Raw genomic sequence first — 12,424 nt, 5'->3', positions numbered from 1 at the left:
AAAAATAAGTCGACCAACCACATATACAACCTGAATCACACACAATACAAACACTACACTCATACCATCACTAACTCTGCTCAGCTATTTCGCTTTTCAGCTCTTCAATTTACCAATGAAGCCCCGGGCCATTTAAACCACAAACCTGCCGACCAGTACATGCCATTGCTGGCGGCTGGGCTGGGACCAATCAACGGCTTGGGGCCTTGCTGACGGGGCTTTCAGGGTTGCGAACTTGCCTTGGGCAGACATCGATCCAGCGTTATGTAGTGCGCGCTGCGGCATACTACATGATGAGTTGCGCTTGTGAAAATCAGACTAATTACGTCGTTCTGCGACCCCATGACGCATTGCGGTCACGGAGCGGAACAGGATGTTCTCAAAAAACCATTGGATTGTTCCAGTTAAATATCGAAAGTTGTACACGATTTGTTCTGTCGGGAAGATCGGCGCTGCCCTCATTCGGAAGCTGCCCAGGCGATGCAGCGCGAAACCGGCCCTTGCCTATACTTGATCTTCTATAACAAAAGTCATGACAAGAGGGCTGCGCCATGAACCATCTCGTACTCACCGTTTTTGCTCCGGACAGACCCGGGCAGGTCGAGCGCATCGCCCAATGCATCGCCGAGCATGGCGGTAACTGGCTGGAAAGCCGTATGTCGCGGATGGCCGGGCAGTTCGCCGGGATTCTTCGGGTGGGCGTACCGGCGGAGGCTTACGACGAATTAGTCGATTCCCTACAAGCACTGTCGACTCATGGCATTCGCGTGTTGATCGCCGAAAGCGGAATCGAGCAGTCCTGCACCTGGAAACCCATCGCGATGGAGTTGGTGGGCAATGACCGCCCGGGGATTGTGCGCGACATCACTCGCCTGCTGAGCGAGCAGGGCGTCAACCTTGAACGGCTGGTGACCGAAGTGCGCCCGGCACCGATGAGCAGCGAGCCGCTGTTCCACGCCGAAGCGATTCTTGCGGTGCCGTTGACTTTGTCGCTGGATGTCTTGCAGTCGCGCCTGGAAACCCTAGCGGATGATTTGATGGTGGATCTGGTGTTACGCACAGAGGTTTAACGCTGATCAGGTTATCCAGTTTAAACGTGCACCTGCCTGTGGATAACCTGTAGAGACTACCCTCTAGGCCACGTCTTTCGTGGCTTTGCGCGAGTTGATCAAAAAACCGCCAGTATTCAGTGACTTGCGCACAAACGGCGGGGATCACGCTGTGGATAACCTTGGGAAGGAACGCTGCAGGCCACTAACGCCGTGGCCTGTAGGTGTTTGTGCGTTTTTTGATCAGCTGCGGCGACGCAAACTTATCCACGCATCGACGCTGTAAACGGCGAGACCGGCCCAAATAAAGGCGAAAGCGATCAACGTGCTCGACGACATGTGTTCACCGAACAACAGCACCGCTTGCAACAACACCAGCGTTGGCGCGATGTATTGCAGGAAGCCGATTGTGGTGTAGGGCAAATGCCGGGTTGCTGCGTTGAAACACACCAGCGGAATCAATGTCACCGGGCCTGCTGCGACCAGCCACCACGCTTGCGAAGTCGTCCAGAACTCAGGCTGAGCGCTGGTCGCGGTTTGATTGAACAGCAACCACGCGATGGCAATCGGCACCAGCATCCAGGTTTCCACCACCAGCCCCGGCAATGCTTTGACCGGCGCCTGTTTGCGGATCAAGCCGTAGAACCCGAACGTCAGCGCGAGCACCAGTGATACCCACGGCAGACTACCGACTTGCCACACCTGCTGCGCCACACCGATCGCCGCGAGCCCAACTGCGAACCACTGCATGCGGCGCAGACGCTCGCCGAGAATCAGCATCCCCAGCAACACGTTCACCAACGGGTTGATGTAGTAACCGAGGCTCGCTTCGAGCATGCGCCCGTTGTTCACCGACCACACATAGGTCAGCCAGTTGGCCGCGATCAACGTGCCGCTCAGCGCCAGAATCGCCAGCCGTTTCGGGTTGTCGAGCAATTCGCGCAACCAGCCCGGGTGCTTCCAGACCATCAGCAGCAGCGCGCCGAACAGCGCCGACCACAGCACCCGATGGATGATGATCTCGACTGCCGGTACTTCAGCGATGGCTTTGAAATAGATCGGGAACAGGCCCCAGATGATGTAGGCACTCAGGCCCAGGATGTACCCGCGACGCGGGTTGGCAGCTTGCATGCAGAATCCTTGCTTAGGCAGCTAACAAAAGAAGGGATTGTAAGGAGATTTGTCTACGAGTGCCTGACCTGATTGGTCAGTAATGTGTGAACACAGAACCAATGTGGGAGCGAGCTTGCTCGCGAATGCAGGCTGACATTCAACACACATGTTGACTGACATGACGCCTTCGCGAGCAAGCTCGCTCCCACAGGATTCGTGGTGAATCAGAAGAGTTTCAGCGGTTCTTCATTGAGCGCCGACAATTGCTCACGCAACGCCAGCACCTGATCGCCCCAATAACGTTCCGTACCAAACCACGGAAAGCTGTGCGGGAACGCCGGGTCATCCCAGCGTCGCGCCAGCCAGGCGCTGTAGTGCATCAGGCGCAGCGCGCGCAGTGGTTCGATCAGTGCCAGTTCACGCGGGTCGAAATCGTGAAACTCGTTGTAGCCGTCCATCAATTCCGACAATTGCCCCAGGCATTCCTGTCGGTCGCCGGCGAGCATCATCCAGATATCCTGCACCGCCGGGCCCATGCGGCAGTCGTCGAGGTCGACGATGTGGAACATCTCGTCGCGGCACATCATGTTGCCGGGGTGGCAGTCGCCGTGCATGCGGATGTTCTGGTGCGGCGTGTTGGCGTAGACATCTTCCACACGCTTGAGCAGATCGCGTGCCACCGATTCGTAGGCCGGCAGCAGACTCTTGGGGATGAAGTTGCCATCGAGCAAAGTTTTCAGCGAGGCATGGCCGAAGTTCTGCACGGCAAGGGCTTCGCGGTGTTCGAACGGCTTGGTCGCGCCGACTGCGTGGATACGTCCAAGCAACTGACCGAGCCGATACAACTGATCAAGATTGCCCGGCTCCGGCGCTCGGCCGCCACGACGAGGGAACAGGGTGAAACGGAAGCCTGCGTGCTCGTGCAGGGTTTCGCCGTTGTGGATCATCGGCGCGACTACCGGGATGTCGACGTCGGCCAGTTCGAAGGTGAACTTGTGTTCTTCGAGGATGGCTTCGTTGGTCCAGCGTTGCGGTCGGTAGAACTTCGCGATCAGCGGCTCGGAGTCTTCGATGCCGACCTGATAGACGCGGTTTTCGTAGCTATTGAGCGCCAGAATGCGCGCATCGCTCAGGAACCCGATGCTTTCTACGGCATCGAGTACGAGGTCGGGTGTGAGGGTTTCAAACGGATGGGCCATGCTGACTCCTGCGCGCAGCAGGCTGCCGCGTCCGGCCCAGCATGGTAGCGCAGACTGTGGGGGTTGAGGGTTTTGCCGTGGGAGTGCAGTGTCTGGGCGGGCCTCTTCGCGAGCAAGCTCGCTCCCACAGGTATTGCGCTAACTCGAAAATGGCGCATTACCCTGTGGGAGCGAGCTTGCTCGCGAAAGCGGTTTATCAGGCGCCGACGACCCCGCCATCCTCACGGGTAATCGCCATCACCGAAGACCTTGGCTTGCCGTTCGGCAAATGCTCAGGGAAGGTCGAACCGCCGTTCTCCCCCGGATGCTGAATCCCGACAAACAGGGTTTTCTGATCCGGCGAGAAGCTGATCCCGGTGACTTCACAACCAATCGGCCCGACCATGAAACGGCGAATCTCGCCGGTCTTGGGGTCAGCGCAGAGCATCTGGTTATTGCCCATCCCGGCAAAATCCCCGGCGTTGCTCGAATCGCCGTCAGTGAGAATCCACAGGCGTCCGGCCTTGTCGAAACCCAAACCATCGGGGCTGTTGAACATGTTCTGCGGGGTGATGTTTTTTGAGCCGGCCTTCGGCGTCCCTGCGTGCACGCCCGGGTTGCCAGCGACCACGAACAGATCCCAGGCGAACGTCTTCGACGCATGATCGTCGCGGTCGGTACGCCAGCGCAAAATCTGCCCGTAGACGTTCTTCTCGCGGGGGTTCGGCCCACCCACCGGTTGCCCGTCTTCGCCGCGTTTGGCGTTGTTGGTCAGGGTGCAATAGACCTGGCCGTCCTTCGGGCTGACCACGATCCACTCCGGGCGGTCCATGCGCGTGGCGCCGACCACACTGGCGGCGAGGCGGGCGTGGATCAGCACTTCAGCCTGATCGGCAAAGCCGCTGCTGGCGTCGATGCCGTTTTTGCCGTGGGTCAGTTCGATCCACTGGCCCTGGCCTTTCGGGTGATCCGGGTTGCTGTCGCCGTTATCGAATTTGGCGACGTACAGGGTGCCGTGATCGAGGATGTCGCGGTTGGCTTTCATGTTGCGGTGGTTGATGCGGTCGCGGCTGACGAACTTGTAGATAAACTCGCCACGCTCGTCGTCGCCCATGTACACCACGGCGCGACCGTCGTTAGTCTCGGCCAGTGCGGCGTTTTCATGTTTGAAGCGGCCCAGCGCTGTGCGTTTGACCGGGGTCGATTGCGGATCGAACGGGTCGATCTCGACCACCCAGCCGTGACGGTTGAGTTCGTTGGGGTTCTTCGCCATGTCGAAGCGCGGATCATGCGGATGCCAGTTGATCTCGCGGCTGGCGGCCGAGACGCCGTAGCGCTTCTGCGCCGGGTCGAACTGTTGCTGGGCATTGCTGCTGCCAAAGCAATCGGTGAAGTTCTCTTCGCAAGTCAGGTACGTGCCCCACGGAGTTTTACCGTTGGCGCAGTTCTGGAAGGTGCCGAGGACTTTTTTGCCGTGCTTGTCGGCGGCGGTTTTCATCAGGTCGTGACCGGCCGCCGGGCCGCCGATGCGCAGCGGCGAGTTGCCGTGGATGCGTCGGTTGTAGCGCGAGCCCTGAACGAATTGCCACTGACCATTGTTGCGCCGCACCTCGATCACCGAGACGCCTTCGCAGGCCAGGGCCTTGCGCACGTCTTCTGCCGACTGTGGCATGCCGCCGTGCGGGTAGAGGTAACGGTAGTTGGTGTATTCGTTGTTGATTGCCATCAACGCACGGTTTCTGTCGTCCGGGAAGGCGAACAGGCTCATGCCGTCGTTGTTGTCGCCGAACTGCACTTCCTGAGCGGCGGCGGTGCCATTGCCGCTCGGGTCGAAGGCCGGGCCGTTCTTTTGCAGTGGCTGGCCCCAACTGATCAGCACCGAGGACTTGTAGCCCTTGGGCAGAGTGATGACATCAGTGGTCGCAGCGGCAATGCTCTCGAAGCCGAGTAAGCGGCTGTTGCCAGCACTGACGCCGGTGGCCAGCGCGCTGCGGCTCAGCAAGCTGCCGCCGAGGAACATCGCCGCACCGCACAAGGCGCCGGCGCCGATGAACCCGCGACGGCTGAGGCCGACCATTTTTTCCAGGTCAGTCGATTGGTTTTCTTCTAATAGGCTCACATCAGGCTCCCTGCATGGTTTTGGGAGTCACCTTAATGAGTGTCGATGACGCTTTCGTTGCAGGCCGCGATTAAAGCGACGTGCCGATCAGCACATTGGACGGCGAAAACTGCACTTGCACCGGTTGCTCGACAGTTAGCCCACGACTGCACAACGCCTGCGGTTCGGCAAGTGCGCAAAGGGTGTGGCCGTTTGGCAGGGAAATTCGCACTTCGCTGGGGCCGTCGTCGGCGTCGAGAATCGCTTCGATGGTGCCCCTGAGAAGATTGTGCCCAGGCGTTGCTGGTTGGTCGCTGGCCAGCAAGTCGAGCCAGCCGGCCTTGATCAGAGCCACCACTTGCGAGCCGGTTTGCAGTTCCAGGTGCACGGTGCTGTCGTGGGTGATTTGCGCGTCGAGGCGCAAGCCTTCGGCCAGCTCCAGACGAATCAGGTCATTGCGCCCTTGGGCTGTGATCGCTACGACTTTGCCGTGCAACTGGTTGCGAGCGCTGGTGCGCAGCATCAGGCGACCGAGCAGGTCGAGGTCACTGGCATCTTCGGCGGCTTCCAGCACCTGCGTTTGCAAGGCTTGCAGCTTTTGATAGAGGCGCAGCACCCGTTGACCTTCGCTGGACAGTTTGGCACCGCCGCCACCCTTGCCGCCGACCGCGCGCTCGACCAGCGGCTTTTGCGACAGGTTGTTCAGCTCATCGATAGCATCCCACGCCGCTTTGTAGCTCAGCCCTGCGCTTTTTGCGGCGCGGGTGATCGAGCCCTGTTCGGCGATGTGCTGCAGCAGGGCAATGCGCTGCGGACGGCGGACAATGTGCTGGGACAGCAGTGAGGGCATGGACATGAATGGGGCGCTTTTTTTGCTGTGGCGGTGGACGGTGAAGTTGGCGGCTTGCGGCGCGCGAGTCAAGCCGTGCGCAATTCCCTGTGGGAGCGAGCTTGCTCGCGAAGGCGGCGTGTCATTCAACATTGATATTGAATGTGCGGGCCTCTTCGCGAGCAAGCTCGCTCCCACAGGTTTTTCTGGTGAATTTGATTAAGTGGTGTGACCGGGTTTTGGTGTGCGCGCCAGGCAATAAACGTCGACCCGTGCCGCGCCAGCATCCATCAGCAATCGAGCAAGAGCCTGGGCGGTGGCGCCGGTAGTCAACACATCATCAACCAACGCCAGATGCCGACCCTTGACGTTCGCATCTGGCGTCAGGGCAAAGGCATTACGCAGATTGCGCTTGCGCGCCTTGGCATCGAGTTTCTGTTGGGCGCTGGTGTCCTGAATCCTTCGCAGAACGTTTTCCTCGCAGGGCAAATCCAGTTGCCGACTCAGCCATCGTGCCAACATCGCCGCTTGGTTGAAGCCGCGTTGACGCAGACGTTTACTGGCTAATGGCACCGGCAACAATGCATCGGGACGCGGCAAATCTTCATCGAAGCGATGTTGCAGGTATTGGCTGAGAACGTCGGCGAGCAGGTGACCAAACGGCCATTTCGCGTTGTGTTTAAAGCGTGTAATCAAACTGTCCACCGGGAAGTCGTAGCGCCATGGCACGGCGACCTGTTCGTACGCCGGAGGCTCTAGCAGGCACTCGCCGCAGGTCATGCCGGCCGTGGGCAGCGGCAATGCGCAGGTCTGGCAGTGGTCGCCCAGCCATGGCATGTCGGCTTCGCAGCCGACGCAGATAGGCATTTCTGCCTCTGCGGGTTCGTTGCACAACAAACAGTGCTGTACGTTTTTTAAACAGATGTAAACCTGTCCTTCGTATCGTGGTTGACAGCGCATGACACTTCCTTAAATATGCCGAACATCCGTGTAGCGCCTGTGGGTATTCCGTTCCCGCAGGCGCCAGCCAAGCATAACCAAGGAAATACCCATGAGCGCGAGCATCACTGCCACCCTGCGTCACGACTGGTCATTGGCCGAAGTCAGAGCACTCTTCGTACAGCCATTCAACGACTTGCTGTTCCAGGCGCAGACGGTGCACCGCGCGCATTTCAACGCCAACCGCGTTCAGGTTTCCACACTGTTGTCGATCAAGACCGGCGCCTGCCCGGAAGATTGCAAATATTGTCCGCAGTCCGGTCACTACAACACCGGCCTGGAAAAAGAAAAGCTGATGGAAGTGCAGAAGGTCCTCGAAGAGGCTGCCCGCGCCAAGGCCATCGGTTCTACCCGTTTTTGCATGGGCGCGGCGTGGAAACACCCGTCGGCCAAAGACATGCCTTACGTGTTGAAAATGGTCGAAGGCGTCAAAGCCATGGGCCTGGAAACCTGCATGACCCTCGGTCGTCTCGATCAGGATCAGACCGAAGCGCTGGCCAACGCCGGCCTCGACTACTACAACCACAACCTCGACACGTCGCCTGAGTTCTACGGCAGCATCATCACCACCCGCACCTACGGCGAGCGCCTGCAAACTCTGGCTTATGTGCGTGAGTCGGGAATGAAGATCTGTTCCGGCGGCATTCTGGGTATGGGCGAATCGCTGGATGACCGCGCCAATCTGCTGATCCAGTTGGCCAACCTGCCCGAGCATCCGGAATCGGTGCCGATCAACATGCTGGTGAAAGTCGCCGGCACGCCACTGGAAAACGCCGATGACGTTGACCCGTTCGACTTCATCCGCATGCTCGCCGTGGCCCGCATCCTGATGCCGCAATCCCATGTGCGGCTGTCGGCCGGGCGTGAAGCGATGAACGAGCAGATGCAGGCACTCGCCTTCTTCGCGGGCGCCAACTCGATTTTCTACGGCGACAAGTTGCTCACCACGGCCAACCCGCAGGCGGACAAGGACATGCAACTGTTTGCGCGTCTGGGCATTGCGCCGGAAGCTCGCGAAGAGCACTCCGATGAAGTGCATCAGGCCGCGATCGAACAGGCGCTGGTGGAGCAGAAGAGCACCGAGCAGTTTTACAACGCCGCGGTTTAGAAACTTGCGCGGATTTCTCTGAAGGAATGCAAAACCCCTGTGGGAGCGAGCTTGCTCGCGAAAGCGGTGCCTCAGTCAACGTTGATGTTGGAAGTGATGACCTCTTCGCGAGCAAGCTCGCTCCCACAGGGGCTGCGTTCAGTTTGAATTTTTGATCTAACCCGCGAGGCCTGCATGTCTTTCGATCTCGCCGCACGCCTTGCTGCCCGACGTGCCGAAAATCTCTACCGCCAGCGACCGTTGCTGGAAAGCCCGCAAGGGCCCGAAGTGGTGGTCGACGGCCAGCCATTGCTGGCGTTCTGTAACAACGACTATCTGGGTCTGGCGAACCACCCGCAGGTGATTGAAGCCTGGCGTGCCGGTGCCAAGCGTTGGGGCGTGGGCGGCGGAGCTTCGCATCTGGTGATCGGCCACAGTTGCCCACATCACGCGCTGGAAGAAGCGCTGGCCGATCTAACCGGCCGGCCGCGCGCGCTGCTGTTCACCACCGGTTACATGGCCAATCTCGGTGCGGTCACGGCGCTGGTCGGGCAGGGCGATACGGTGCTGGAAGACCGGCTCAATCACGCCTCGTTGCTGGATGCGGGGCTGTTGTCCGGCGCGCGTTTCAATCGCTATCTGCATAACGACGCCGTGAGCCTGGCCAAACGTCTGGAGAAAGCCACCGGCAATACGCTGGTGGTCACTGATGGCGTGTTCAGCATGGACGGCGACCTTGCCGATCTGCCGGCGCTGGCCCGTGAGGCCAAGTCCAAAGGCGCGTGGCTGATGGTCGACGATGCCCATGGTTTCGGCCCATTGGGCGCTAATGGCGGCGGTATCGTCGAGCATTTCGGCTTGAGTCAAGACGATGTTCCGGTGCTGGTCGGCACGCTCGGCAAAGCGTTTGGCACGGCAGGCGCGTTTGTTGCCGGCAGCGAAGAATTGATCGAAAGCCTGATCCAGTTCGCGCGCCCGTACATCTACACCACCAGCCAACCGCCAGCGCTGGCCTGTGCGACGCTTAGAAGCCTTGAGCTGTTGCGCAGCGAACACTGGCGTCGCGAGCATTTGCAGACGCTGATCCGCCAGTTCCGTCGCGGTGCCGAACAGATCGGTCTGGAGTTGATGGACAGCTTTACGCCGATCCAGCCAATCATGATCGGTGATGCCGGACGCGCGGTGCGCCTGTCGCAGATGTTGCGCGAACGTGGCTTGATGGTCACCGCGATCCGTCCGCCGACCGTGCCCGCCGGCAGCGCCCGACTGCGGGTAACCCTGACCGCCGCCCACAGCGAGGCGCAGGTGCAGCTATTGTTGGAAGGACTGGCCGATTGCTTTGCCCAACTGTCGTCGGAGCCTGGCCATGCGTGATCGCCTGATTCTGCTGCCCGGCTGGGGCCTCGGTATTTCGCCGATGGAGCCGTTGGCTGCTGCGTTGCAAGGGCTCGACGAACATCTGCATGTCGAAATCGAGCCGTTGCCGGCGATCGATTCCAGCGACCTGCAAGATTGGCTAGAAGAGCTCGATGAACGCGTTCCCCAAGATGTGTGGCTCGGCGGCTGGTCGCTGGGCGGGATGCTCGCGTCCGAACTGGCGGCGCGCCGTGGCGATAGGTGCTGCGGTGTGCTGACACTGGCGAGTAATCCTTCTTTTGTTGCCCACGAACATTGGCCGAGCGCGATGCCCGGCGAGACCTTCGATGCGTTTCTGGCCGGTTGCGCTGCTGATCCGCGTTTGACCCTCAAACGTTTCTCGCTGCTGTGCGCTCAAGGCGCGCAAGACCCGCGTGCCTTGTCGCGGCTGATGCTCGGCGGCGCACCGAACACTTCGCCGGCGGCACTGATGGCCGGACTGGAATTGCTCGCACAACTGGATACGCGTGAAGCGTTGCAAGCGTTTCGTGGCCCGCAGTTACATCTGTTCGCCGGGCAGGACGGTTTGGTGCCAGCAGAGGCGGCGGGCGAATTGTTCGCCCTGTTGCCAGATATTGAAATTGGTCTGATCGAACAGGCCAGTCATGCGTTTCTTCTGGAAGACCCCCATGGAGTGGCGGGTGCGATCCAGGCTTTTTTGCATGAGTGCGGTGATGACTGATTTGTCTCATATGGCGCTGCCCGGCGGCTTGCCTGACAAGCGTCAGGTCGCGGCCTCTTTCTCCCGCGCGGCGGCCAGTTACGACAGCGTCGCCGAGTTGCAACGTGATGTCGGTACACAGTTGCTGCAGCGCTTGCCTGCGGATTTCGTGCCGTCGCGCTGGCTGGATCTGGGTTGCGGCACCGGGTATTTCAGTCGTGCATTGGGCGGGCGTTTTGCCCATGGCCAAGGGCTTGCGCTGGATATCGCTGAGGGCATGCTCGATCACGCGCGGCCATTGGGTGGCGCCGAGCATTTCATTGCCGGTGATGCGGAGCGCCTGCCGTTGCAGGATTCGACCTGCGATCTGATCTTCTCCAGCCTCGCGGTGCAATGGTGTGGGAATTTTGATGCGGTGCTCAGCGAAGCGTTACGCGTGCTGAAACCGGGCGGGATTTTCGCGTTTGCTAGTCTTTGTGTAGGGACGTTGGTTGAGTTGCGTGATAGCTGGCGTCAGGTCGATGGCTTGGTGCATGTCAATCGCTTCCGCGAGTTCGCCCGATATCAGCAGTTGTGTGCGGCCAGTGGCCTGCGCACGGTGAGTCTGGAGAATCAGGCGCATGTGTTGCATTACCCGGATGTGCGCAGTTTGACCCATGAGCTGAAGGCATTGGGGGCGCACAATCTGAATCCCGGTCGGCCGGGCGGTTTGACCGGGCGGGCGCGGATTCTGGGGCTGGTTGAGGCTTACGAGCAGTTCCGTCAGGCGTCGGGATTGCCGGCGACATATCAGGTGGTCTACGCCGTGTTGGAGAAACCCGTATGAGCGCAGCCTATTTCATCACCGGAACTGACACCGATGTCGGCAAGACCACCGTCGCCGCCGGATTGCTGCACGCGGCGCGTTCGGCGGGGTTGAGCACTGCTGCGGGTAAGCCTGTTGCCTCCGGGTGCGAAGTGACGCCCAAGGGTTTGCGTAACTCGGATGCCCTGGCGTTACTCGCCGAGTGTTCAGTGCCGCTGACTTATCAACAGGTCAATCCGGTTGCGTTCGAGCCGGCTATTGCACCGCACCTGGCGGCTCGCGAGGCGGGTATCGCGCTGACTGTGCAATCGCTGCTGACACCGATGCGCGAGATTCTCGCGATGAATGCCGATTTCACCTTGATTGAAGGCGCGGGCGGCTGGCGGGTGCCGTTGGCGGATCAGGACAATCTCTCGGACTTGGCGATGGCGTTGAAGCTGCCGGTGATTCTGGTGGTGGGTGTGCGGCTGGGTTGCATCAGCCATGCGTTGCTGACGGCTGAGGCGATTGCCCGTGATGGCCTGCAACTGGCCGGGTGGGTGGCGAATATCATCGATCCGAAGACGTCGCGCCTGGAGGAGAACCTGGCGACACTGGCCGAGCGGATTCCTGCGCCGTGTCTGGGACGAGTACCGAAGCTCAAGGCTGTCAGCGCCGAAGCGGTGGCGGATTACCTGCAACTGGATCTGCTCGACTAAGCGCTTTCTATGTAGGTTGCCTATGAGCAGGCACTGTGCCATTAGTGTTTTTGACGGGTGTTTTTCTGGCGCCTCTGCTTCAATGGCGACTATTGATCCTTCCCAAGGATGAGACCTGTTATGGAAATCTCCGGTAACACAGCTTTTTATGCGGGTTTGAGCTCGATTCAGACCGGGCAGAATCGCGTCGACCAGGCGGCCAGCCAGATCGCCAACAACACCATTGAGCGTTCGGTCACCAGTCAGTCTTCCGAAGTGCAGGTCGATCGTCTGCGTGGACTGGATCGTGCGCAGCAGTCTGATCTTGCGAGCAACATCGTCGAGATGTCTCAAGGCAAGATCCAGGCAGAGCTGGGCGTGAAAGTCGTCAAGGCATCCGATCAAGTGCTGGGTACGATCATCGACACCTTCGCCTGATCTACATTGCTTCCAGCATTCTGAACGCCGCGCCTTGTCGCGGCGTTTTTCGTTGTAAGTCCTTCTCCCTCAAC

The 12,424-nt window shown here is 59.8% G+C and carries 13 protein-coding genes; 8 read left to right on the top strand and 5 right to left on the bottom strand.

Annotated elements, in window-relative coordinates; genetic code table 11:
* The coding region (locus ACIQVE_RS00170; protein WP_402803373.1) for a hypothetical protein at positions 1–213 on the top strand (213 nt) is incomplete at its 5' end.
* Positions 214–551: 338 nt separating this feature from the next.
* Complete coding sequence (locus ACIQVE_RS00165; RefSeq protein WP_402803371.1) at positions 552–1,070, top strand: glycine cleavage system protein R; 519 nt, start codon at positions 552–554, stop codon at positions 1,068–1,070.
* 222 nt (positions 1,071–1,292) lie between these two features.
* Here ACIQVE_RS00165 and rarD read toward each other — a convergent pair whose 3' ends face one another.
* The 5 genes from rarD to ACIQVE_RS00140 all read right to left on the bottom strand — a co-directional run bounded on the left by rarD (position 1,293) and on the right by ACIQVE_RS00140 (position 7,227).
* Positions 1,293–2,180 (bottom strand): EamA family transporter RarD, encoded by an 888-nt coding sequence (gene rarD / locus ACIQVE_RS00160; RefSeq protein WP_402803369.1) that lies wholly within the window; start codon positions 2,178–2,180, stop codon positions 1,293–1,295.
* 206 nt (positions 2,181–2,386) lie between these two features.
* Positions 2,387–3,361, bottom strand: coding sequence for a serine/threonine protein kinase (locus tag ACIQVE_RS00155; protein ID WP_402803367.1), 975 nt, complete (start codon positions 3,359–3,361; stop codon positions 2,387–2,389).
* A 196-nt stretch (positions 3,362–3,557) separates the two neighbouring features.
* The gene (locus tag ACIQVE_RS00150; protein WP_402803365.1) at positions 3,558–5,459 is read right to left on the bottom strand and encodes a PhoX family protein; all 1,902 of its coding nucleotides are present in this window, start codon (positions 5,457–5,459) and stop codon (positions 3,558–3,560) included.
* 70 nt (positions 5,460–5,529) lie between these two features.
* Positions 5,530–6,294: a TOBE domain-containing protein gene (locus tag ACIQVE_RS00145; protein WP_402803363.1), complete on the bottom strand. Its 765-nt coding sequence runs from the start codon at positions 6,292–6,294 to the stop codon at positions 5,530–5,532.
* 192 nt (positions 6,295–6,486) lie between these two features.
* Positions 6,487–7,227, bottom strand: coding sequence for a ComF family protein (locus ACIQVE_RS00140; RefSeq protein WP_402803361.1), 741 nt, complete (start codon positions 7,225–7,227; stop codon positions 6,487–6,489).
* Positions 7,228–7,318: 91 nt separating this feature from the next.
* Here ACIQVE_RS00140 and bioB point away from each other — a divergent pair, with 91 nt between their 5' ends.
* The 6 genes from bioB (at position 7,319) to ACIQVE_RS00110 (ending at position 12,350) form a co-directional block, all read left to right on the top strand.
* Positions 7,319–8,374 carry a biotin synthase BioB gene (bioB, locus tag ACIQVE_RS00135; protein WP_402803359.1) on the top strand — a complete coding sequence of 352 codons (1,056 nt, stop codon included), beginning with the start codon at positions 7,319–7,321 and terminating at the stop codon, positions 8,372–8,374.
* A 174-nt stretch (positions 8,375–8,548) separates the two neighbouring features.
* Positions 8,549–9,727: an 8-amino-7-oxononanoate synthase gene (gene bioF, locus ACIQVE_RS00130; protein WP_402803357.1), complete on the top strand. Its 1,179-nt coding sequence runs from the start codon at positions 8,549–8,551 to the stop codon at positions 9,725–9,727.
* Entirely contained in the window at positions 9,720–10,451 is a 732-nt protein-coding gene (locus tag ACIQVE_RS00125) for an alpha/beta fold hydrolase (RefSeq protein ID WP_402803355.1), read from the top strand. The genes bioF and ACIQVE_RS00125 overlap by 8 nt, the downstream gene beginning before the upstream one ends.
* Positions 10,444–11,256 (top strand): malonyl-ACP O-methyltransferase BioC, encoded by an 813-nt coding sequence (gene bioC, locus ACIQVE_RS00120; protein ID WP_402803353.1) that lies wholly within the window; start codon positions 10,444–10,446, stop codon positions 11,254–11,256. Before ACIQVE_RS00125 ends, bioC begins: the two co-directional genes overlap by 8 nt.
* A complete protein-coding gene (gene bioD / locus ACIQVE_RS00115; protein WP_402803352.1) occupies positions 11,253–11,933 on the top strand; it encodes a dethiobiotin synthase in 681 nt (226 codons plus the stop codon). The genes bioC and bioD overlap by 4 nt, the downstream gene beginning before the upstream one ends.
* Before the next feature lie 120 nt (positions 11,934–12,053).
* A complete protein-coding gene (locus ACIQVE_RS00110) occupies positions 12,054–12,350 on the top strand; it encodes a pyrroloquinoline quinone biosynthesis protein PqqE (RefSeq protein ID WP_402803350.1) in 297 nt (98 codons plus the stop codon).
* The last annotated feature ends 74 nt before the right edge of the window (positions 12,351–12,424 follow it).

Origin of the sequence: Pseudomonas sp. NPDC098747, assembly GCF_044760045.1 — a bacterium.
In the GTDB taxonomy this organism is placed as follows: domain Bacteria; phylum Pseudomonadota; class Gammaproteobacteria; order Pseudomonadales; family Pseudomonadaceae; genus Aquipseudomonas.
This window is presented reverse-complemented; position numbering and strand designations above follow the sequence as displayed.